Source organism: Microcoleus sp. Pol1C5 (genome assembly GCF_036701115.1).
Classification (GTDB): Bacteria; Cyanobacteriota; Cyanobacteriia; order Cyanobacteriales; family Microcoleaceae; genus Microcoleus.
The window spans coordinates 1-22,480 of record NZ_JAUBQE010000075.1 but is presented as its reverse complement, the minus strand read 5'-3'; the positions used below and the strand labels follow the sequence as shown (position 1 = coordinate 22,480).

The 22,480-nt window shown below is 46.9% G+C and carries 18 protein-coding genes; 11 read left to right on the top strand and 7 right to left on the bottom strand.

The features are described 5' to 3' along the window. The 3 genes from QUA23_RS28375 to QUA23_RS28365 all read right to left on the bottom strand — a co-directional run. A partial coding sequence (locus QUA23_RS28375; RefSeq protein ID WP_333110634.1) for a cadherin-like domain-containing protein occupies positions 1-361 on the bottom strand: 361 nt, incomplete at its 3' end. Positions 362-844: 483 nt separating this feature from the next. Beyond that, on the bottom strand, positions 845-1,537 hold the full coding sequence (locus QUA23_RS28370) for a response regulator transcription factor (protein WP_333077610.1): 693 nt from the start codon (positions 1,535-1,537) through the stop codon (positions 845-847). 169 nt (positions 1,538-1,706) lie between these two features. After that, entirely contained in the window at positions 1,707-2,807 is a 1,101-nt protein-coding gene (locus tag QUA23_RS28365) for a HAMP domain-containing sensor histidine kinase (RefSeq protein WP_333077609.1), read from the bottom strand. Between the two features lie 334 nt (positions 2,808-3,141). Here QUA23_RS28365 and QUA23_RS28360 point away from each other — a divergent pair, with 334 nt between their 5' ends. From QUA23_RS28360 to QUA23_RS28325, 8 genes are all read left to right on the top strand, one after another. Further along, complete coding sequence (locus QUA23_RS28360) at positions 3,142-3,483, top strand: hypothetical protein (RefSeq protein ID WP_333077608.1); 342 nt, start codon at positions 3,142-3,144, stop codon at positions 3,481-3,483. Positions 3,484-3,498: 15 nt separating this feature from the next. Next, the gene (gene kdpA, locus QUA23_RS28355) at positions 3,499-5,259 is read left to right on the top strand and encodes a potassium-transporting ATPase subunit KdpA (protein ID WP_333077607.1); all 1,761 of its coding nucleotides are present in this window, start codon (positions 3,499-3,501) and stop codon (positions 5,257-5,259) included. 70 nt (positions 5,260-5,329) lie between these two features. Further along, on the top strand, positions 5,330-7,423 hold the full coding sequence (kdpB, locus tag QUA23_RS28350) for a potassium-transporting ATPase subunit KdpB (protein ID WP_333077606.1): 2,094 nt from the start codon (positions 5,330-5,332) through the stop codon (positions 7,421-7,423). A 51-nt stretch (positions 7,424-7,474) separates the two neighbouring features. After that, positions 7,475-8,047: a Uma2 family endonuclease gene (locus QUA23_RS28345; RefSeq protein WP_333077605.1), complete on the top strand. Its 573-nt coding sequence runs from the start codon at positions 7,475-7,477 to the stop codon at positions 8,045-8,047. Positions 8,048-8,131: 84 nt separating this feature from the next. Then, positions 8,132-8,401 (top strand): K(+)-transporting ATPase subunit F, encoded by a 270-nt coding sequence (gene kdpF / locus QUA23_RS28340; RefSeq protein ID WP_333077604.1) that lies wholly within the window; start codon positions 8,132-8,134, stop codon positions 8,399-8,401. Positions 8,402-8,511: 110 nt separating this feature from the next. Next, the gene (gene kdpC / locus QUA23_RS28335; RefSeq protein ID WP_333077603.1) at positions 8,512-9,141 is read left to right on the top strand and encodes a K(+)-transporting ATPase subunit C; all 630 of its coding nucleotides are present in this window, start codon (positions 8,512-8,514) and stop codon (positions 9,139-9,141) included. Between the two features lie 74 nt (positions 9,142-9,215). Next, positions 9,216-10,367, top strand: a complete 1,152-nt coding sequence (locus QUA23_RS28330; RefSeq protein WP_333077602.1) for a universal stress protein — start codon at positions 9,216-9,218, stop codon at positions 10,365-10,367. A gap of 241 nt (positions 10,368-10,608) precedes the next feature. Further along, on the top strand, positions 10,609-11,877 hold the full coding sequence (locus QUA23_RS28325) for a sodium:proton antiporter (protein ID WP_333077601.1): 1,269 nt from the start codon (positions 10,609-10,611) through the stop codon (positions 11,875-11,877). Positions 11,878-12,167: 290 nt separating this feature from the next. Here QUA23_RS28325 and QUA23_RS28320 read toward each other — a convergent pair whose 3' ends face one another. The 4 genes from QUA23_RS28320 to QUA23_RS28305 all read right to left on the bottom strand — a co-directional run bounded on the left by QUA23_RS28320 (position 12,168) and on the right by QUA23_RS28305 (position 17,878). Beyond that, positions 12,168-15,149: a choice-of-anchor Q domain-containing protein gene (locus tag QUA23_RS28320; RefSeq protein WP_333110631.1), complete on the bottom strand. Its 2,982-nt coding sequence runs from the start codon at positions 15,147-15,149 to the stop codon at positions 12,168-12,170. Between the two features lie 360 nt (positions 15,150-15,509). Further along, on the bottom strand, positions 15,510-16,175 hold the full coding sequence (locus QUA23_RS28315) for a class I SAM-dependent methyltransferase (RefSeq protein ID WP_333077598.1): 666 nt from the start codon (positions 16,173-16,175) through the stop codon (positions 15,510-15,512). A 141-nt stretch (positions 16,176-16,316) separates the two neighbouring features. Beyond that, a complete protein-coding gene (locus QUA23_RS28310; RefSeq protein ID WP_333077596.1) occupies positions 16,317-17,342 on the bottom strand; it encodes an NAD-dependent epimerase/dehydratase family protein in 1,026 nt (341 codons plus the stop codon). A gap of 74 nt (positions 17,343-17,416) precedes the next feature. Next, complete coding sequence (locus QUA23_RS28305) at positions 17,417-17,878, bottom strand: cupin domain-containing protein (RefSeq protein ID WP_333077594.1); 462 nt, start codon at positions 17,876-17,878, stop codon at positions 17,417-17,419. A gap of 261 nt (positions 17,879-18,139) precedes the next feature. Here QUA23_RS28305 and QUA23_RS28300 point away from each other — a divergent pair, with 261 nt between their 5' ends. The 3 genes from QUA23_RS28300 to QUA23_RS28290 all read left to right on the top strand — a co-directional run bounded on the left by QUA23_RS28300 (position 18,140) and on the right by QUA23_RS28290 (position 22,341). Further along, complete coding sequence (locus QUA23_RS28300; protein WP_333077593.1) at positions 18,140-19,591, top strand: folate/biopterin family MFS transporter; 1,452 nt, start codon at positions 18,140-18,142, stop codon at positions 19,589-19,591. A gap of 129 nt (positions 19,592-19,720) precedes the next feature. After that, complete coding sequence (locus QUA23_RS28295) at positions 19,721-21,217, top strand: carotenoid oxygenase family protein (protein ID WP_333077646.1); 1,497 nt, start codon at positions 19,721-19,723, stop codon at positions 21,215-21,217. A 224-nt stretch (positions 21,218-21,441) separates the two neighbouring features. Next, positions 21,442-22,341 (top strand): DUF4436 family protein, encoded by a 900-nt coding sequence (locus tag QUA23_RS28290; protein ID WP_333077592.1) that lies wholly within the window; start codon positions 21,442-21,444, stop codon positions 22,339-22,341. Positions 22,342-22,480: the final 139 nt, after the last annotated feature.

The following is a 22,480-nucleotide window of genomic DNA, read 5'->3' as shown; positions in this document are numbered from 1 at the left end:
CGTCATTGGCTAAGACTCCGGGGGCTGGCAGGTTGAATACCTTATCGTGGGGAATGCTGTAAGTGTCTGATTGTGCCCCTGGCGGCAAGTTAGTGACATTGAGGTTTACCGAAATCGGGGGAGACGGCGATACCCCGTCGCTGACGGTGTAAGTAAAGTTGTCTGGGCCTGCAAAACCGGGATTGGGAGTATAGCTGAAGGAACCGTCGCTGTTAAAAACTACCTTGCCAAAGTTGGGGGCAAAATCGAGTTTGGCAGTCAAGGCGTCGCCGTCGGGGTTGTCGTCATTGGCTAAGACTCCGGGGGCTGGCAGGTTGAATACCTTATCGTGGGGAATGCTGTAAGTGTCTGATTGTGCCACTGGTTGCTGGTTGGTGACGTTAATGACGAAAGTCTGGCTAGGCGAAGTATCGATACCGCCGTTAGCTATACCCCCATTGTCTCTGAGGTTAAACTAATAGTAGCACTGAAGATCGCAGCCCCCGCCGAGGTAAAAATCAGTTGTCCTAAAGAGTTGATCGCGGGTGGTACGCTGAATAAACCAGTATTGTCAAGTTTAGGTCGATCGCGCCTAGTTGCAAACTTTCGGGGGCGGCCGTAGGAGAGAATGCACGAAGTTCTGCATCGTCTTAGCCTTGAGGTTAAACTTGTGCAATGTCAAACTTCATTAATGTTGTCAGCATCGATCGACAATAGTAGTATCGTATAGTCAGGAGACCAATAAAATTAACAATCAAGACTGATATTAATTTTCAGTGAAGCTGCAACAGATTCATCTTGTAGAGGCGCGTTTAGCAACTAATTCATTTCAAAAACCGACTATTCCAGTACACAAATTGCCTTTTTAAGGTTCGTTCGCTAACAGTTCTTGTGCTACCAATCCTTTCTGAATTGCGAGTACAGCAGCTTGAGTGCGATCGCGCACTTCTAACTTTTGCAAAATCGCGTGGACGTGAACCCGCACAGTCCCCGGAGCAATGTACAATATTTGTGCAATTTCCTGATTGCTTTTGCCGCCCGCCACTAAAGCTAAGATTTCCTGTTCTCGCTTCGTCAGCGGATTTTCCAAAACTTCTGATTTTGACCCAGCTTTCACAGGTTCAGGATTAGCAAAAACCGCCCGAATTTCCGCAGTTGCCGCCTTATCCCACCACGAAGCACCCGCCGCTACCGATCGAATTGCCAAAACCAAAGTTTCCGCCGCAATTCCTTTGAGGCAATATCCCTGAGCTCCCGCTGAAATCAACCTTTCAATTAACGATTTTTGGGCGTGAGAGGTTAAAATTAAAACAGGGATTTCTGGATGCCGCTGTTTAATTTGGCGGCACGCTTCAATGCCACCAATTCCCGGCAAACCTACATCTAGAACTACCACATTTGGCAAGTGTTCCTGAGTCAATTCTACCGCCGTTTCCCCATCCTCCGCCTCCGCAATTACTTGCAAGCAACTTTCTTGTTGCAACCTGGTTTGCAGTCCCAAGCGAAACAGTTCGTCGTCTTCAACTAGAAGAATTCGCAAGGGAAAAACTGGTTTCATTTGCAATTATCCCCGCTGTCAAGTTTGTTAGTATTATTGGGATGATTCGCAGAAGTCACTGCAAGTGCAGCAAAGTAGCACGAAGAAGCAATTTTCCACCTCTGCCAACCACGCGCATAACTCGTAATGACGGCAGATAGAAGCAAAAAGTATGCAACTGAGAAAGATATCATAAAGCTGGGATGGCAGGTAGTCTAAATCCAAATAAAGCGCCTAAAGGCAATTTATTTTCTGCCCAAATTATACCGCCGTGGGCGTCAATGATTTGGCGAGATAAGTATAACCCCAATCCCGATCCTTTGGCTTGCCGGTCGCTGTGTCCTTGATAAAAACGCTCGAACAAATGGGGCAGTTCATCGGCGGTAATTCCCAACCCGCTATCGATAACTTTCACCACCTGATAACTCGAATAAGATTCCATGACTATTTCTACTTTGCCACCGCGAGGAGAATGGTTGATACCGTTTGTTAGCAAGTTAACAAAAACGCGCTGGAGTTGCACCGCATCGCCATTTACCCACAAAGAGCGGCGGAAATCTGACTCTCCATAACTCATACTAATGTAAACCCGGCGCGCCGCCGATAAATGAGTGAGAGTTGCGATTACTTCTTCTGCCAAAGCTACTAAATTTACGGGGGCAAGTTGCAGTTTTAAACCTTCGGCATCGTTGCGGTAAACATCCAGCAGCGTTTCTACTAATTGTAGTGACATTTTGTGCGATCGCGCCATTGTTTCCAGAACTTTTTGCTGACTGGCGGTGACATTCCCAAATTTTGCTGACTGAAAAGCTTTAATTGTTTCGATCGCCCCCAGCATCGGCGTTTTTAAGTCGTGACTCAAAGTAGAGACAAAATCTTCTCGGATGCTTGCTAGCTGCTGCTGCGACTGCAACTCAGCTTTAGCGACCGCGATCGCTTCTTGATACTGCTGGTTGCGATCGCTCAAATATCCCGTCACCCCTAAAGCCATGACTGCGATCGATCTATTTGCTACAGTGGCTAGGGCGATCGCTTCTCCAGGAGGAACAAACAAATTTAACAGCGTCAAACCTGCCGCTACCAGCGTAATTTGCAACTTACCCAACCGACTCAAGCGCGAATTTGCCAGTAAAATCGGCCCCGTGTACAAATACCCAAACAGATACTCCGAGGGCGTAGTAAATTCCAGCAGTGCAACGATCGCAAATAAAATTGCGATCGACCACCTCCCCCGCAAATATTTCTCTTGAATTGCCAGATTTTTTGGGAGGGAAGATAAACTTTTAAACATCCTCAATCAATCCATTTTATATTTTATATTCACAGTCTTTTTTCTTCCACATTCTAGCTTATAGCTTCTAGCTTGAGCTTCCACCACCTTCTACATTCTGCCTTACCTAACTGCTTTTATTGAATTTTTTTCACACATTATCGCGCAAAAACAGCGCGTTTAGACAGCATCTATATCTCTGAGCATACACAATTAAACAGTTCTAAATTTTCATAATATTCTAATAAATATAGAGCGGATAAGCCTCATGTACAAATAGCAAATTATACCTTAAAGCTGATTATCCAATTCTCTAACAGTGAGTATAGTAATCAGTAAAAGTAGAGGGTATTTTGTGGCAGGCAGAAGTGATAATATATTAACTCGGTCTTACCAACGTGATTTCATTCCGAGCCAAATTAACAATAGTTATTGTGGCGGGGTATTAAATGCTATACAATTGCTCGATCGCTGTCAAAGTACGGGATTAGCAAAAGAAAAAACGAGGAATTATCGCCAGCGAAAACCCGCTGATGGCCTTAATCCCTCTGGCTGGGGAGATTGCATCTTAGCAGCAGCATTGAATTCGGCGATCGCCCTCAAACTGAAAGCGATCTTCAAAAAAAGGTCGTCCGGTTTTTGGAACCTCCCACCGAACCCATTTCGCAATCGGCAAAACCCATTTACCCAACGATAAAAAATTGGCTCAGTTATGCAGCAAGGACTACTTCAAATCGCATTAACCCTAATTATTTTAATAGCAATCGCGCCTGTCTTCGGGAACTACATGGCGCGGGTTTACATGGGAAAAGAAACCATTCTCGACCCAGCTATTAAACCCCTAGAACAACTCATCTATAAAGCCAGCAACATCCGGTCTGTAGATTCCATGACAGGTTGGCAATATGCCCGATCGTTACTCTACAGCAATGCAGCAATGGGCATATTTGTTTTCTTAATTTTCATGCTTCAGGGAGTGCTGCCTTTAAATCCTACCAGTCTAAGTGCCCCAACCTGGGATACTGCGCTGCACACAACTATTTCATTCCTCACAAATACCGACCAACAGCATTACTCCGGCGAGACAACATTCAGTTATCTATCCCAGTTAACCCTGGGATTTTTAATGTTTACCTCAGCCGCTACGGGTTTAGCAGTAGGGATTGCCTTTATTCGGGGATTGACCGGTCGCCCCCTAGGCAATTTTTACATCGATTTAATTCAATCAATCACCAGGATTCTGCTGCCCCTTTCTTTAATTATTGCCTTGTTTTTGCTAATTTCAGGAGTGCCAGAAACCTTAGCAGGTCCGGCAGTTGCCCGTACCTTAGAAGGTGGCACGCAAGTAATAGCTCGCGGCCCAGTTGCTCACTTTGAAAGTATCAAACAACTGGGAGAAAATGGCGGCGGATTTTTTGCCATGAACTCGGCTCACCCCTTTGAAAATCCCAACCCTTTTACCAACCTGCTGGAAACACTAGCAATGGTTTCTATACCAGCAGCTATGATTCACACATACGGCAGATTTGCCAATAACCAAAAGCAGGGATGGCTGATTTTTTGGATGGTGTTTGCCATCTACGTTGTCTTGATTGGCATTGCAGCGTTTGGCGAGTACGGCGGCAACCCTCAAATTAATAATTTACTGGGTTCGCAACAACCAAATTTAGAAGGCAAAGAAGTTAGATTTGGCTGGGCAGAGACTGCACTTTGGGCGGTTACTACGACGGGGACAATGTGCGGGGCTGTCAACGGGATGCACGATTCTTTAATGCCTCCCGGTGGTTTTGCTACTCTGTTTAATTTGTTTCTGCAAATCGTTTGGGGCGGACAGGGAACGGGAACGGCTTACTTATTTATCTACTCGATTTTGAGCGTATTTCTCACCGGATTGATGGTGGGAAGAACGCCAGAATTTTTAGGACGCAAAATTGAAAAACGGGAAATTGTTTTAGCCAGCGTTGTTTTGTTAATTCACCCGATCGCAGTTTTAATCCCCGGTGCAATTACCCTCGCCTTTACCGACAGTTTGAGCGGCATCAGCAACCCGGGATTTCACGGCATTTCCCAGGTGATGTACGAATACGGTTCGGCGGCGGCTAACAACGGTTCTGGTTTTGAAGGATTGGCTGACTCTCAACCCGCGCCGACAGGACTTTGGTGGAATTTAACCACCTGTTTTAGCCTGCTGCTGGGGCGCTACGTTCCAATTATTGCCCTGCTGCTTTTAGCTGACAGCATGACGAACAAACAACTGGTTCCCGAAACAACCGGCACTCTCAGAACCGATTCAGTTTTGTTCACCAGCGTCACCGCAGGAGTAATCATAATTCTGGGCGCGCTGACATTTTTCCCAGTTTTGGCTTTAGGGCCAATTGCCGAAAGATATGAAATTAGCAGCCGCAAGTTTGAACCTGCATCTATAACTGCACCCACAACACCTTTAGCAACACCAACTCCTCCACCTCTGTAGGAAAAATTTATCAACCTCAATCTTCTATTTCTCTGTGTTCTCTTTGGTTCATTAAAAATCCCCAATCGATATGGCTTCTTCCAATACCCCTGATTCCCCAAAAAAACCTGCTAGAGGCTCTCGCGAGTCTCGCAAGCACACGCCGAAAGCAAATACAAAAGGCCTTTATCAAAGAGCTTTTAAACAAGCTTTTGTCAAGCTAAACCCGCGGGTGATGCTGAAAAATCCGGTGATGTTTGTGGTGTGGGTTGGCACAATTGTGACTGCATTATTAACGATCGACCCGACGCTGTTCGGCCCGGTTCCCGGCGAAAATCAGAGAGTTTTCAACGGTTTAGTCACGTTTATTTTATTCTTTACTTTGGTATTTGCTAATTTTGCCGAAGCGATCGCAGAAGGGCGCGGGAAAGCGCAAGCAGATGCCCTGCGATCGACCAAAGCCGACACAACAGCCCGCAAACTTCTACCAGACGGTTCAATTCAAGAAGTTAGTTCGACATCCCTGAGACGCGGCGACCAAATTAAAGTGATCGCAGGCGATGTCATTCCCGCCGACGGGGAAGTGATCGCAGGTGTCGCGTCGGTGGATGAATCTGCGATCACTGGCGAATCCGCACCGGTGCTCAAGGAACCGGGTTCGGACATCGCCAGTTCCGTCACCGGCGGTACGCGCATCCTTTCCGACGAACTGACGCTGCGGGTGATGGCCGATCCGGGTAAGGGGTTTTTGGACAGGATGATCGCGCTGGTGGAGGGGGCCGAAAGGTCGAAAACGCCGAACGAGATCGCGCTAACGGTGCTGCTGGCGGTGCTGACGCTGGTGTTTTTGATTGTGGTTTCGACGATTCCGCCGATCGGCAATTACGTGAAAACCCCTGTGGGCGTGGTGACGCTGATTTCGCTGCTGGTGGCGCTGATTCCAACAACCATTGGCGGTTTGCTGAGCGCGATCGGCATTGCGGGGATGGATCGCGTCGCTCAGTTTAACGTGATAGCGACCTCTGGACGCGCCGTGGAGGCTTGCGGCGACGTGAATACGCTGATTTTGGACAAAACGGGGACGATCACGCTGGGGAACCGTTTAGCCGAGGAATTCATTCCGGTAAACGGTCATTCACTGCAAGAAGTGGCGCAGGTAGCCCTGGATGCAAGCGTGTTTGACGATACTCCAGAGGGAAAGTCGATCGTCCGTTTGGCCCAGAATTTGGGCGCACAGGTGGATTTTGAGCGCACCAACGCCACGGGGCTTGATTTTTCCGCAAAAACGCGGATGTCTGGCACGGATTTGCCCGATGGGACGGAGGTTCGCAAGGGTGCGGTTGATGCGGTGAAGGGTTTTGTGCGATCGCGCGGCGGCAATTTCGGGCCGGATCTCGATGAAGCTTACGAGCGAGTTTCCCGCTTGGGAGGCACACCCTTAGCTGTTTGTCAAGGCAGCGACACCTACGGCATTATCTATTTAAAAGATGTCATCAAACCGGGAATTCGCGATCGATTTGACCAACTGCGAAAAATGGGAATTCGTACCATTATGCTCACCGGAGATAACCGAATTACAGCATCAGTAATTGCCGATGAAGCAGGCGTTGACGACTTCATTGCCGAAGCAACTCCCGAGGACAAAATCGACGTAATTCGCAAACAACAAGCCGAAGGCAAATTAGTCGCAATGACTGGAGACGGAACCAACGACGCACCCGCACTAGCGCAAGCAAACGTAGGACTCGCGATGAATTCTGGAACCCAAGCAGCGAAGGAAGCTGCGAACATGGTGGACTTGGATTCTGACCCTACAAAACTAATTGACTTAGTGACAATTGGCAAACAATTGCTGATTACTCGCGGCGCGCTGACCACATTTTCCCTAGCCAACGATATTGCTAAATATTTTGCAATTATTCCCGCCATGTTTGCCCCCGTCGGCGCATTAAACGTCATGGGTTTAGCCAGCGGTAAATCTGCGGTTTTGTCGGCATTAGTTTACAATGCTTTGATTATTCCCGCTTTGATTCCCCTAGCATTAACCGGGGTAAAATTTCGACCTTTGAGTGCAAATCAACTGTTGCAGCGGAACATTTTAATCTACGGATTGGGCGGGGCAGTCGCGCCGTTTATTGCCATCAAAATTATTGATGTTTTGATTGCAGCCGTTGGGTTAGCATAGAAGAAGTTCGCCAACGGATTCGCTCCACGGATGTAACGGATAGAATGACCTATGAACCCTCAACTTTTGGACAAACCAGTCAGTGAAAGTAACCAATGCTTCACGCTTTACGATGTGAGTTGGGAGAAATTTGAAGCAATAGAAACAGCTTTAGAAGATTTTCCACGCATACGGTTAGCGTACTTCGACGGAACTTTAGATATTATGACTCCAGTTTCCGACGAACACGAAGATGGTAAGACCACTATTCGGAAGTTACTTGAGGTTTATCTTGAAGAAAAAAGCATTCGGTTTTATCCCAGAGGGAGCCAGACTATTGGCAATATAAGATTAGGTGGCAGAAAAGAACCAGATGAGTCTTATAACTTGCAGACTAAGAAAGATCTCCCCGACTTGGTAATAGAAGTAGTCGTTACCAGCGGCGGGGTGAATGTTCTAGAAATTTACAAGCGGGTCAAGATTCCTGAAGTGTGGTTTTGGTTGGCGAAAAGGCAGGCTTTCCATCTATCACTTGCGGGAACAGGAATACGAACAGATAGAACAAAGCAAATTGCTGCCAGAATTGGATTTAGCTTTGTTTGTTCGCTGTGCCAATATTCCCGATCAGTACGATGCCGTTGTTGAGTTTTGCAACGCACTGCGCGCTCACAAAAAGTAAAATTGACCTAAAACTATTGACCCCATTTAGTAGCACGAATAAGAGTAATTATGAAACGTAAAGATTTGCTGAATGATGTTTTGCCCGGGGATTTTCAAGAAACCGTTGAGTTAGCACAAATGCTTTGGCAGCGCCACCCTATCCCGGCGCAGCTATTTCTGGTCATGTGCTTTAACTTGATAATTGCACCGGCTGTTTATGCGGCTGCGGATGAAGGTTTGACGAAAAAAGCTGCGTGGGGTTTAAGTCTTTTGGGTTTGGTGATTGTCGGACTCGCAGTTTATTTGTTTGTCGTAATTTTTCAGCCGGAAAGATTTTAGGTCAATTATGTAAGGTGCGCAGTGCGCACCTTACGATATAGCTAGCGTGTCAAACAACTTTTTGCATCCAGCACTTTCATCAAAAAACAATTAGTTAAGTGAGGTAATTCATGAGAGAATTAATCAGAGCAATTCGCGTGACTTTAGTTTTGTGGGGAATTACAGCAATTATTTATCCCTTAATCATGCTATTAATCGGTCAAATTGCTTTCAATTCGCAGGCAAACGGCAGCTTAATTCGCCCGCAGGGAGTTGTGGTCGGTTCGTCGTTAATCGGTCAACCTTTCACGTTGAATAAATATTTTTTGAGCCGCCCCAGCACCACAAATTACAGCAGCTTTGCGACCGCAGAGTACGACCCCACAAAGGGAGAAAATTCCAGTCAAAGAACAGGTATTTCGGGAGCTAGCAACCTTGCTCCCAGCAACTCTGATTTGCTGAAGCGAGGTAATGAAAAAGAGGGTCTTCAAGGGGTAGAAGTTGAATTAGATCGCCTCAACAAAGCTGGTATCAAACCAACGGCTGATTTAGTCTACACCTCTGGTTCTAGCCTAGATCCCCACATTAGCTTAGAGGCAGCTCGATCGCAAATTCAGCGGATAGCAACGGTGCGATCGCTCAATTTCAATCAAGTAGAAATGTTGGTAGCCAAAAATACGGATGGCAGATTTCTCGGCATTTTCGGCGAACCGGGAGTTAACGTCCTCAAACTTAATTTGGCTCTCGACGCTTTACAATAGTTTACAACAGTCGGCAGTCATCGGTCATAAACTGACTGATGACTGGAAATTGACTAACTACCCACTACTGAGCTATGATTCACTCTAGCGAACTTACCAACAATCCAGACGCGGTTTACGCCCAACCGAACCGCACTTACGATCGCACCCCTCGCCGGGGAAAGCACAAAATATTTATTGGCATGGCCCCCGGTGTCGGCAAAACTTTCCGAATGCTGGAAGAAGGACACAGGCTCAAATCTGAAGGCATTGATGTGGTAATTGGACTGTTAGAAACTCACGGGCGAAAAGAGACAGCAGCTAAAGGCGAAGGACTGGAAATAGTGCCGCGAAAACAAATGCAAAGGGGCGAAAAACTGCTCCAAGAAATGGATGCTGAAGCTGTCATAGCACGCCGCCCTCAACTAGCTTTAATAGACGAACTGGCTCATACAAACATTCCGGGTTCTCTGCGAGAAAAACGATATCAAGATGTAGAACAAATTCTGAATGCTGGAATAGATGTTTTCTCTACCCTCAACATTCAGCACATAGAAAGTCTCAACGATTTAGTAGCTCGAATTACCGGAGTTGTAGTGCGAGAGCGAGTGCCCGATCGCGTCCTCGAAAATGCGGACGAAATAGTCGTTGTCGATGTCACGCCGGAAACTTTAGAAGAAAGGTTGCTAGAAGGCAAAATTTATGCTCCCGAAAAAATTGAACAATCTTTAGAAAACTTTTTCCAGCGCCGTCATTTAATTGCTTTGCGAGAACTCGCCCTGCGAGAAGTCGCAGACACTGTTGAAGACGATGCAGCAAGTTTCAAAGGTCAATTTTGCAATATTCACGAACGAGTTTTAGTGTGCATCTCGACTTATCCGAATTCCTTGCAACTGCTGCGGCGAGGCGCGAGGATTGCTAGCTACATGAATGCCCCGTTTTATGCTGTGTTTGTTAACGATCCAGACCGATTTTTAACAAAAGCAGAAAGCTTGCACGTTGAAACTTGTGAGAAACTGTGTCAAGAATTTAACGGTAATTTTTTGCGGGTAAACGGCACTAATATAGCCAAAGCAATCTCTGACGTAGCTAAACAATATCGCATTACTCAAATTGTGATCGGCGAAAGCCAGCAATCCCGCTGGCATTTGCTGCTGCGGGGTTCTTTGACTCAACAGTTAGTGCGATCGCTCAAACACGTAGATTTGCACATCATCGCTACCGAAAAAAGTGGTCTTTCTAATTAATTATTAGTCCTCACTAATTAGTCATCAGCCATTAGTCATTAATCATTAGTTATTAGCCAGATGAATGAAATAAACGATTCCGGGCGATTGTAAGTCACGGAGTTTATGGGGCACAAAGACAAAGCCCGCCAGAGGAGGGTAGAAGCATAAAAATTTTGGTATAACAACTGCAACTTTCGGAGGATAGGTGAATCTAGCGGGCGGTAGATGCCCCAGAAGCTTTTATCTGTAAGAATCGCATTTGGTAAACCTGATTAAAAGTGCGATCGCTATGGTGGATGATTACATTCTCAACTTGCTAGTTATTGGCATCCTCCTGCTGACCGTTACCTTGGGTTCTGGATGGATTTCAGGATTGCCGGTGTCTTATGCCTTAATTTATCTAATTGTCGGTATCGGATTGGGGCCCTATGGCGTCAAGCTCATTGACTTGCGTCCCGACGCTCTATTTTTAGAAAGACTTACAGAATTTGTAGTTATTGTTTCTTTGTTCAGTTGCGGCTTAAAAATGAATCGCCCGCTACAATTTTGGGCTTGGAATTCTACAGCGCGGTTGATCGGTTTTTTAATGCCAATTTCGATTTTTGCGGTGGCCGCTGTCGGTCATTGGTTGGTGAAATTAGATTGGGGGGCGGCAATTTTATTGGGAGCAATTCTCGCTCCCACCGATCCTGTTTTAGCCTCAGAAGTTCAGTTAGCAAATATAGACGATCGCGATGAATTGCGCTTTGGTTTAACATCCGAAGGCGGTTTGAACGATGCTTTAGCTTTTCCCTTCGTTTATTTCGGCATTTATGCACTAAAAGATAACAACTGGCCGAACTGGTTTTCGCAGTGGGTAGCAGTTGACTTGATTTGGGCGATCGCCGCAGGTATCGTTATGGGGATTTTAGTAGCTAAAGCCGTCACTTGGATCGATCGCCAACTCCAACGCTATCGACCCGCCGATCAATTAATGGAAGATTTCATTGCTCTCAGCACAATTCTGCTCACATATTCCCTCACCGAAGTAGTCAACGGCTACGGATTTCTCGCAGTTTTTGTAGCAGGAATTGTGATGCAGCGGAGTTACCGCAACCCAGAAAAACCGCTTTCCCAACTCCACTTTACCGAGCGCATTGAAAAGTTAATGGAAATAGCAACTATTTTACTATTAGGTTCGCTTTTGCGCTTAGAGCCTATGTTGGCCTATGGAGGATACTCCCTCTTAGTAGCTGGATTGTTGATTTTTTTAATCCGGCCTGTGGGAGCTTGGATCAGTACGATAGGCAGTCCTTTGCATCCCGCCAGCCGCTGGCTGTGCGGTTGGTTTGGCATTCGCGGTGTCGGTTCTATCTATTATCTTACCTATGCTTTCGGTAACGGTTTGCAAGGTGAAACCGCCGAAAGAATTGCCTGGATTACCTTTTCAACAATCATAATTTCTGTGGTTTTGCACGGCATTACTTCCACCCCGTTAATGAACTGGTACGAGCGCCGAATCAAACCTAAAGTACCGGATTTAATTTAATTCATAGTCCTAGACGCATAAATACCTTTAGAAACTGGGTTTTTCGCTTCTATTAAAGATTAACCATGCAGTCTCTTCCTAAAAAAAACTGGTTTCTGCGTCCAGGACTAATTGAGTAAGGTGTGTGACTTTGAGTTCTTCAATTACCAGTGAGATGATTGAGAGTCACGCACCCTACTAAATCTTAATTCTCGATCGCTCCCAAAGCGCACAGCGTTGCTTTCTGTGCCTGAGTTATGCCGTCACTTTTAAGTTGACATCTCTAGGCATGGCAAGGCATCCTACAGGCCTTAAGGGACCAGAGGAGACTCGAACTCGAAAGCGCCGATGTCAATAATTCCCCCGCTAACGCGATTAAAAGGAGAGATACCCCGCTGGTCGTAGAAGGGAGGGCCGATAAAAGGCCCAGAGGTTAAAACAAAAGCTGGGTCGCCACCATTAATAGCGGGACTACCCGGTTGCAGTGCCACAGTCTGAGTCGGGCCGCCGTTATCTGCCAGGGGGTTTATTAGGGGGTCAATAGGTGCAGCAGCAGTGCCAACTCGATCGCCGACAGCAGTAAAACCCGTGCTGCCCGTACCGTCGCCAATTAAGTTGTAGCCACCGCTGGCGAAGCTGCCGAAAACGTCAGGGCCAGTGGCTGCAGTGTTCTGAGCGACGATCGTATTTTTGACATTCAACGTGCCGCCGTTCCATATACCACCACCACTTCCAGGGACAGGCAAAATGATGCCAGCAAAGTCGGTGGTGGAGGGGTTTGCTATGTTGCCCGAGAGAGTGCTGTTGGTCAGCGTTACCGTGCCAGCTTGGTTATAGATGCCAGCACCGCTGCCACCTGGGTTGGTTGCTTGGTTTCCAGAGAGAGTGCTGTTGGTCACCTCTACTGTGCCGTTATCGTTATAAATGCCACCGCCAAGCAAACCAAACCCAAAAAAACCACCCACTGTGTTTCCAGAAAGAGTGCTGTTCGTCACTTTAACTGTGCCACCCTCACGGTTATGAATGCCGCCACCACGGGCACCGCCCGCTTTGTTGCCAGAAAGAGTGCTGTTTGTCACCTCCACAGTACCGCCTTGGTTAAAGATGGCAGCACCATCTACTGATGCCGGAAGCCCTAGGGTAAAACGCACTCCCGTGTTGTCAGAAAAAGTGCTGTTTGCTACTTTGACTGTGCCTGGGCCATTGTTAGAGATGCCACCGCCATCTTGAGCGCTGTTGCCTGAGAAAGTGCCGTTCGTCACGTTTACTGTGCCGCTATTGTTTGAGATGGCACCGCCTTTGCTTGGTGCGAAGCCACTGTTGCTTGAGAAAACGCTGTTAGTCAAATTTACTGTGCCGCCCTCATTGTGGATGCCACCACCACTGGGGATGGGATTCAAATTGGGGTTAAAGAAATTGCTCAAACGGTTGCTAGAGAAAGTGCTGTTGGTCGCATTTACTGTGCCGCCATTGTTGTAGATGCCACCACCCCTGCCCTCTGCCACAGTGTTGTTAGACAGAGTGCTGTTGGTCACATTGACTGTGCCACCGTCGTTATAGATACCGCCGCCGTCGTCACTTATAAAACCATTGGCGATGGTGAATCCGTCAAAAGTCGCACTGACTCCACTGTTTACCTTGAAAATCCGGTACTCTCCGCCCGTATCCCGCCGCACTGTCAGGTTGCTAGAACCAGTGCTATTAGTAATAGTGACATCGCCGCTAATCTCGGGCAATACCCCTGTGAGATTAATTGTCTGCTGCCCGGCTGGCAGATTGAAAGTAATAGTATCATTCCCAGCTATAGCGTTAGCATTCAGCAGTGCTTGTCGAAACGAACCTTCTGCCAGATTGTAGTCTGTCAGGCTGTCATTGCTATTGACAACTACGGTATCATTGGCTGCGATCGCGACAGTAGTATTGTTTTGGTTAGCATCAACTTGGTAATTCCCATCTGCTAGTTTAAGCTTCAGCGTCTCCTGTGCCTCAGCATGGATATCATCGACAGCCGTGAGGCTCACATCTACAAAATTTTGTCCCTCCGGGATGGTGACAGTGACATTTGAACTGTTGACAGAAAGGCCACCACCGCTGAGGGTGTAGTCGCTAGGTTTAGTTGGATTGTTGCTACTACCGTCTATTGCTAGGTTGACTGTTAAGTTGCCACGACTCTCCTCAGTGCGACTGATGCGAAAAATGGCTGGATTGTTGCCTGTTTCTGATGCTGCCTCATCTATAGCAGCGATGCTGACCGTTGGCAAAATGTCATCGTTAATAATAGTGAAGCTAGCTGTTTGCTGACTTCCTAAACTTCCCCTGCCTACTGGATTAACTAATTTCAAATTAATCTGTTCGTTTGGTTCGACGACGCTATCCCCCACAATAGGAATTGATACAGTTTTGGAGGATTCGCCGCTGGCAAAGTTGATAGTAACTGGCAGATTGTTAATGTAGTCTTCGCTAACAGTAGCGGTGGAAGAGGTATCTAGTTCCACTTGAACGCTGACTGCCCCCTCGCTGCTGCCAGTGCGTTGAACTGTGGCGACAATTTCGGAAGTGCCACTCTTGCCCTCGTCGGCACTGTAGCTAGAGGTGCTGAATTCTAAGATACTGGGGGTTGATGTTGAGGTAACTGGAGCCAGTGAGGTGGTGAAATTGGCTGCTGTGATACTGCTGCTGGTAATACCTTTTAAAATAGCGAGATCTTCGCCTGTCACGTTATCTCGAACAATCGTATCTTTGGCAAAATCGCCTGTTCCTTGAGAAATATTCAAGTCTTGAAATTGCAAGCCTCTATCGAGTCCTATTAAGTCTGTACCCAGGCTAAAGTCGGCAATCAAGTCAGCATTGGCAAGAGTAGAACTGTCGGTATTAACTGAATTATTTTGTACTCGCCCGATGACAAAAATGTCGTCACCATCGCCACCGCTTAAGGTATCGGCACCGCTATCTCCAAATAGGACATCATTGCCTTCATTTCCAGATAGCAAATCATTTTCTTTGCCGCCGCGCACCAAATCGTTGCCCTGCCCTCCTTCGAGGGTATCATTACCGTTATCCCCAAACACCCAATCCTCGTTTTCGCCGCCTTGAATTAGGTCGCTGTCTTTGCCGCCGTAGAGGGTATCATTGCCTTGGTTGCCCAAGATGTAGTCCTTACCTTGGTTGCCAAAGATTTGATCGTCTTCTTCTGCACCAAACAAAGTATCATCGCCTTGTTTGCCCGAGAGCGAGTTACTTCCAGGAAAGCCAATTAAAACATCGTTGTTGGGGGTACCTTCGAGTGTAGCCATTTTTTGTGATAGATGGTAAGTGATGGTTGTAGCTCTAGCGCAAATCTCGCGGGTTAGGCGAAGCAATCGCGATTTCCATCGCGCGCGTAGTGCGATATTGCAAATTAGAATCTATGACGCTGCCAATTTTATTAAGTTTCGCAGTTGGGCTGCCCAAAGGAAGTGCGTAGGCTTTGCTATCTACTACTGTTTTGTTTAGCGATTAAACTGGTTTCATTCAGCCCGCGTCAAGGTGCGATCGATCAACTTTACCTCATCCTATCGATCAACTTTACCTCATCCTATCGGTAACAAAATTTATTGTCTCGCGCTGTTCAAAAAAATCAGAGCGAGCTCGCGACTGCAACGAAATTTCAAGCATTAGGGAGCCTTCTTCACCACGTTGACAGGGCTGACTGGTTTGACACCAACTAATAAAGCGAGTTCCCGCCACTTCCAATAACAATCTGCATCGGTAAAACCAATTTCTCTAAACCAGCGCAATTGCGTTTCCACATCCAGCAATTTATTAGACGGATCATCTGGCGAATCGCTAATACCAATTGCTTCTCGAAATTTATCATGCAAAGCGGGAGTTGCTGACGCTACGTGCTCCAAATTGCAAAAAATGCCTCCGGGCTCCAAAAGCTCGAAAATCTCGGTGTAAAGCGAACGTTTGCGATCGTCTGCTACATGATGAATCGCAAAACTAGAAACCACCGCATCAAACTTGCCCAAATCCGGCAGCGATTCGTCAAAATTGTGCTCGATTACCGTGACATTCGGGTCATCAGCAAAGCGAATTCTGGCTTTTTCCAGCATTGTCGGCGAAAAGTCGATCGCCACACATTCAACATTTGGTCGATCGCACTTAAGCAGACCCAACAACCGCCCGTCTCCAGTGCCCACATCCAGAATTCGCTTAACATTTTTCGGCACTTCCTCCAACAAAACCGCTTCACCTTCAGTGCGGTGAGGAATTCCATCAGCTTTAGCAAGATACCACAAAGCGTGTTCCGCCGAAGTCCAAAGATTCACTTGACTCATTATTTTTTAATACTCATAATTGGAATCTGTACTTTCCAGAACATTGTTATCAAAATTCAGGGGTTTAAAACCCCCGCCCAAAGGCGGAATGTTTTTAGGTTGGGATGTAAATCCCCATAGAAAAAACCTCGCTGTCAACTGTCAACTGTTTAAGCGTGAGGCTAAAACAGAATCTTCCGTTGCATAGTCTAGAAGCCCTATTGCTGAAAATACTTCCGGTGGATTTGCTCGTTCCCAAGTCAGCGTTCGCCTCAACGCTTCATCCCGGTCAATCGGCTCAGTATAGCCTAGTTCCTCGCGAATCCGAGTCGAGTCGATCAGCCACTCCTGCTCAATATTTAGATCGAGGCGACTCTCTTGAGGCAAGCGAGATTTTGATACAATGACAACCTCACCGTGCCAGCCCACAATTTGTCCGATCGTCCTAATTAACTCTGCTGGAGATAATGCAGATGATTCTGCAACGTTATAGATGCGATTTGTTGCACGTTCATCAGTTACCGCAAGCACAATCGCTGCTGCGACATTCTCAACATAGCCGTAGCTTCCGTGCCAATGAGCATAGCCCTCTTCTAACAAAATTACAGGACGGCGATCGTCCATGCGCTTGATGAAAGGGTAGAAGCGATGTTGATAATCTCCCACTCCGTACACCATCGGCAATCGCAGCACGGTACCCGGTAAGCTTGGGTAGCTCATCATGACTCGTTCAACTAGAATTTTGTCGTAGTCTGGGGGGACTTGTGGTTGCATTCCAGGATCCCGATAAGGATATAATTGCGATCGTAACGGTGCATCTTCAGTCAGTGGAACTGTATCGATCGTGCCTGTTTCTCGCCCCCAAAGAATGTCGCGAGCACGGTAAACATCTTGGCTGCTAATTGCCACAACCCGTTGAGCGACTTCCTTAAATGTATCCATTGTGCTTTGGGCATCAGCCTCAGTCAGCGCAATCATATCCACTACTACATCGGGAGCAAGTTGCTCAAAGGTTTGCCGATAATCGGTTAGATTCTGGCGATCGCCCCGAATATGATTAACTTCTAGTGGTAAATTCGCGAGTGTTACTCCTCGATTGAATACGCTGACTTCATGCCCATTTTGAAGTAATTGCTGAGTAACATAACGACCAATAAACGCAGTGCCTCCAATGACTAAAATCTTCATGAATTGCCTCCTCTAACCGAGATTTCGTAGTGTGAACAGGCTGGAGAATACTTACGGGTGCGATTCTGATTTTTTTAATCCTCATAAATCTCGCCGTTTTTGCGCGTAAAAATCCAACCATTGTCGCTAGCCTTCGCGATTAAGTCATCATCTGGATAATTAGCCGAATCACCAGCAGTGCGATCGCCAATTTCGAGATAAACAACATCTGCATTCGAGCGGTTAACTAAATGATGTCCATCTGAATCCCCCGCCCGAAAACCCGCCGCCATACCCGGTGTCAGCACTTGCTCTCCCGAATTTACAATCAGAGTAACTTCCCCTTCCAGAACATAGATAAACTCATCTTGACGGGAATGCCAGTGCCTGAGAGCAGAACAACTTCCCGGCGCAAGTCTCACCCAATTTACCCCAAAATTCTGCAATCCGGCAGCATCGCCCAAGCGTTTTTTTACTCTCCCCGCAACAGCAGATTGGAATTGCTGAGGGTACTTGGAACCCGTAATTTCAGGCACATTTTTAGGCTCAATAATCATATAACAAAGCTGACAGCAGTTGTGAGTTTTCTCTTCTTTCTCTTGCTTGGCGTCCTAGGGTTTACGCGCGGCTTCGCCTAACGCGCCTTCGCGGTTCGTTTTTCTGTTTTTATTATTACAAAACACGCTTAAATTCAAGATAAATACAATTTTATAGCACTTACCAGATCCCCGCCACTCTCGCCTCCCACCTCCGACAGTTCCCCCAACTCATTAAGAATGTGTTATAAATATTGAGATTCATTAAGAAATATTGCTCAAATGCTCGTTTCCCCCTCCGGCGTCAGCAAACTCAAAGAATCTTTAAAAGAAAAAGTATTCTTTGGGAATGAGCCAACCCCCGAACTCATAGCCATCTTACTTATTTACTTCGTCCAAGGCATTCTCGGACTAGCCCGCTTAGCCGTCAGCTTCTTTCTCAAAGACGAACTCGGCATGAGTCCGGCAGAAGTCTCCGCCATGCTGGGCGTCGTAGCCCTGCCTTGGATTATCAAACCCGTGTTCGGGTTCATGTCCGACGGCTTGCCGATATTCGGCTACCGCAGACGCCCTTACATCGTCCTCTCCGGGCTGCTGGGAACCTTAGCATGGGTGAGCCTCGCAACAATTGTACACACACCGCTGGCAGCTACAGGCGCGATCGCGCTGAGTTCCCTCTCCCTCGCCGTCAGCGACGTAATCGCCGACTCCCTGGTAGTCGAAAGGGCCAGAAAAGAATCGGTTGCCGACGCCGGTTCCCTGCAATCCTTGTCTTGGGGCGCTTCAGCCCTCGGCGGACTAATTACCGCCTACCTCAGCGGTTCCTTGCTGCAACACTTCAGCACCCACACAATATTTTTAATCACCGCATCTTTCCCGCTAATTGTATCAGCAACAGCTTGGTTAATTGCCGAAGAAAAAACCAACAAAAGAACCGACTTTGAAACTGTCAAAGACCAACTAAAACAACTAAGGCAAGCTGTTACCCAAAAAACAATTTGGCTGCCCACCGCCTTTCTCTTCCTCTGGCAAGCCACCCCAAGCTCAGACTCTGCCTTCTTCTTTTTCACCACCAACGAATTAGGGTTTCAACCAGAATTTCTCGGTCGAGTGCGCCTCGTTACCAGCATTGCCGCCCTCGCTGGCGTCTGGCTGTTTCAGCGCTTCCTCAAAACAGTTCCGTTTCGAGTAATTTTTGGTTGGTCAACGGTCCTTGCGACTGCTTTGGGCTTGACTACTTTATTGTTAGTAACTCATGCCAACCGAGCTTTAGGAATTGACGATCAATGGTTCAGCATCGGAGACAGCCTGATCCTGACAGTAATCGGACAAATTGCTTATATGCCGGTGCTCGTACTCTCCGCCAGATTGTGCCCCCCAGGCGTCGAAGCAACTTTATTTGCCGTGTTGATGTCAGTCACCAACTTAGCAGGACTTATTTCCCACGAAGGCGGGGCACTTTTGACCCACTTGCTAGGAATTACCGATCGCAATTTCGATAACCTCTGGCTGCTAATTGTCATCACAAATCTCTCCACACTTCTGCCACTACCGTTCTTAAATTGGTTGCCCGCCGATAGTACAGAAAGCGGCGATAACAATCAAAAGTCTCTTCCCGTATTAGAACCAGAAATGGGCAGTTCCAAACCAGGTGGACAGCATTTTATGCCCGAATACTTTCCCGACTTAGTACCCACAGTAAGGTCACAAACTCGCACCGCAGACAGCAAATAAAGGCAGGCACACACAGATTTTGACACGGATACACGGATGAATTTAACTGTGTTTCCCAAGTCTCCCGTTTTCCTTCTCTCTGCGCCCTCTGTGTTCTCTGCGGTTAAAAAATTCGCTCCCCTAACACCAATGCAAAACTTACAGCTTTCCCAACCTCAAACAGCCGCCCCAAACTCATCATACGATCGCACAGACTGGCAGCGCGGCTACGAATCTCAACCCAACGAATCCGACTACTGGATTGACGACATAGAAGGCGAAATCCCCCCCGGCTTGCAAGGCACATTCTTTCGCAACGGGCCCGGATTATTGGATATCAACGGCCAGCGCATCCACCACCCGTTTGACGGTGACGGGATGGTTTGTGCGATCGCAATATCCGAAGGCCGCGCCCATTTCCGCAACCGATTCGTCCGCACAGAAGGCTATCTCGCCGAACAAGAAGCCGGAAAAATTCTTCACCGAGGCGTTTTCGGTACACAGAAACCGGGCGGCTGGCTAGCCAACATCTTTGATGTCAAAATCAAAAACATTGCCAACACCAACATCATTTATTGGGGCGACAAACTGCTAGCGCTTTGGGAAGCCGCAGCACCCTACAGACTCGACCCGCGCACCTTAGAAACACTCGGCTTAGACACCCTAGACGGCATTTTACAGCCCGGTGAAGCATTCGCCGCCCACCCGAGAATTGAAAAAGGGAAAAATGGCAAAGGAGACAGATTGGTAAACTTTTCTGTCAAGCCCGGTTTGTCGAGTACCATCACGATTTACGAACTCGACGAAAGCGGCAAACTTTTGCAGCGTCACGCCCATGCAATACCGGGTTTTGCCTTCCTGCACGACATGGTAATTACCCCGAATTACTGTATATTCTTCCAAAATCCCGTCTCATTTAATCCTCTACCATTCGTGTTAGGATTGCGGAGTGCCTCCCAGTGCATTCAATTTTCACCAAACAAGCCAACGCAAGCAATTTTAATTCCCCGCAACGGCACTGACGAGGTAAAGATATTAGAAACTGAACCTTGTTTTGTCTTCCACCACTGCAACGCATGGGAAGAAGGAGACGAAGTTTTTGTTGACTCAGTTTGTTACGAATCATTTCCCACTGTAGAGGCGGACGGAGATTTTCGCGAGATTGATTTTGATAGCGTTCCAGCGGGCGAATTGTGGCGGTTTAAGTTAAATTTGCAAGACAAAACAGTACAGCATCAAGTTGTTGAAACTAGGTGCTGCGAGTTTCCAACTTTGCATCCCGATAATGTCGGACAACCTTACCGATATCTTTACATCGGTGCTGCTGATGCTCCCACTGGGAATGCCCCTTTGCAAGCTATCCTTAAAATGGATTTCGTGACTGGTGAAAGGCAAATTTGGAGTGCGGCACCGCGTGGTTTTGCGGGGGAACCGGTGTTTGTTCTCCGTCCTGATGCTGTTGCTGAGGATGACGGCTGGCTGCTGCTTTTAATGTATGATGCAGCTCATCATCGATCGACCTTAGTGATTTTAGATGCTCGTGACATCACCAAAGGGCCCCTAGCGCGCTTGCATTTAAAACAGCACATTCCCTACGGTTTGCACGGCAGTTTTACATCAAAGGTACTGCTTCCTATCGGTTCGTAGTAGCCTTGCTATGGGCCGGCAGGATGCCCACCCCACAAGAAAGAAAATTGAACTTTTCAGGAATAGGCTTTCGGGCCTGTTCCTGAAAATGGTGCAAGATGTCAGTTTTCACCGATTTTAGCGATGAAACAGAAGTTTAAAGCCCTGACGGGCTGGCGGAGGGGCGGACTGGGAGACTGCGGTAAATCTTAACAACAAATCAAAAGATACAATATCCATAATAAATGCAAAGTGTCAACAAATTTAATCTCAAAAAAATACTTATTTTAATTGGCAGTCTGACCGTAATTTGGGCAATTATCTTATCTATTTACTCTCACAATGCTAACGCCCAAGAGCCTTACAATTCACCTCCAGAAAGCGCTGTAGCGTCCAAAGGCTTGGTTGAAGTCAAAATGACGGTAATTGCAGTAGATCCCATTAAGAACGAATTAGAAGCCCGCTTGCAGTTTGAACTCAAAGGTATCTATAAAAAAGGGCCAACTTACCCAGCTCAAGACTTGTTAATGACAGTTAACGGCGCAAATGTACAGGATTCTGAAATTACCTTTAAAGAAGGCAAACCGATGATTGTGCCTGCATTAAAATTTAATTTGGTAAAGGGAAAAATCAACAATTATCCGTTTGACAAGCACATTGCTAAAGTAGCTATTTCGATCGATCCGCTGGCTTCGATTGGTAAAAAGTTTGCTCCATTTCAACTAAACCCGGTACCTCTAAAATTTAATTTTAATGCGGATGTTCCCGGTTTTGATATCAGTTATAAGCCGATGGAAGAAAATTCCTCTATCTTTATTTATATTGATGTTTCTGCAACTCGCTCAATCCCGGTGAAATTTTTTGCCTTAGTGATTATTGTTATTATGTGGGTATTGTCAATTATGGCGCTTTTGCTAGCATTAAAAGTGATGAAATCTGGCAAGTTGCCGGAAGTGGGAATGCTGAGTTGGACTGCTGTGATGTTGTTTGCTTTTCCCGCTATTCGCAATGCTCAACCGGGGGTGCCCCCGGTGGGAACTGCAAGCGATTTTCTTTCGTTTTTTTGGACAGAAATTATTGTTGTGCTGGCGTTGGTGATTATCGGTAGCTGTTGGTTGAATCGGTATCATCCGCCGATTGAATGATATGAGATTTGAAACTTCAGATTTGAAAAATTGGCGTTGCTAATTCACGGTATGAATAAACTCTGGCGGGGTGACAACCCCGCTCAAAGCCTGATCGAATAAGGATTTGACTGGATTATGGTAAAAAAAGATAGGTCCG

What these genes read in the sequence shown, in the direction of transcription:
- QUA23_RS28370 (WP_333077610.1), bottom strand. Translation starts at nt 1,537, where the DNA reads ATGAAACCAGTTTTTCCCTTGCGAATTCTTCTAGTTGAAGACGACGAA.
- QUA23_RS28365 (WP_333077609.1), bottom strand. Translation starts at nt 2,807, where the DNA reads ATGTTTAAAAGTTTATCTTCCCTCCCAAAAAATCTGGCAATTCAAGAG.
- kdpA (WP_333077607.1), top strand. Translation starts at nt 3,499, where the DNA reads ATGCAGCAAGGACTACTTCAAATCGCATTAACCCTAATTATTTTAATA.
- kdpB (WP_333077606.1), top strand. Translation starts at nt 5,330, where the DNA reads ATGGCTTCTTCCAATACCCCTGATTCCCCAAAAAAACCTGCTAGAGGC.
- QUA23_RS28345 (WP_333077605.1), top strand. Translation starts at nt 7,475, where the DNA reads ATGAACCCTCAACTTTTGGACAAACCAGTCAGTGAAAGTAACCAATGC.
- kdpF (WP_333077604.1), top strand. Translation starts at nt 8,132, where the DNA reads ATGAAACGTAAAGATTTGCTGAATGATGTTTTGCCCGGGGATTTTCAA.
- kdpC (WP_333077603.1), top strand. Translation starts at nt 8,512, where the DNA reads ATGAGAGAATTAATCAGAGCAATTCGCGTGACTTTAGTTTTGTGGGGA.
- QUA23_RS28330 (WP_333077602.1), top strand. Translation starts at nt 9,216, where the DNA reads ATGATTCACTCTAGCGAACTTACCAACAATCCAGACGCGGTTTACGCC.
- QUA23_RS28320 (WP_333110631.1), bottom strand. Translation starts at nt 15,149, where the DNA reads ATGGCTACACTCGAAGGTACCCCCAACAACGATGTTTTAATTGGCTTT.
- QUA23_RS28315 (WP_333077598.1), bottom strand. Translation starts at nt 16,175, where the DNA reads ATGAGTCAAGTGAATCTTTGGACTTCGGCGGAACACGCTTTGTGGTAT.
- QUA23_RS28310 (WP_333077596.1), bottom strand. Translation starts at nt 17,342, where the DNA reads ATGAAGATTTTAGTCATTGGAGGCACTGCGTTTATTGGTCGTTATGTT.
- QUA23_RS28305 (WP_333077594.1), bottom strand. Translation starts at nt 17,878, where the DNA reads ATGATTATTGAGCCTAAAAATGTGCCTGAAATTACGGGTTCCAAGTAC.
- QUA23_RS28300 (WP_333077593.1), top strand. Translation starts at nt 18,140, where the DNA reads ATGCTCGTTTCCCCCTCCGGCGTCAGCAAACTCAAAGAATCTTTAAAA.
- QUA23_RS28295 (WP_333077646.1), top strand. Translation starts at nt 19,721, where the DNA reads ATGCAAAACTTACAGCTTTCCCAACCTCAAACAGCCGCCCCAAACTCA.
- QUA23_RS28290 (WP_333077592.1), top strand. Translation starts at nt 21,442, where the DNA reads ATGCAAAGTGTCAACAAATTTAATCTCAAAAAAATACTTATTTTAATT.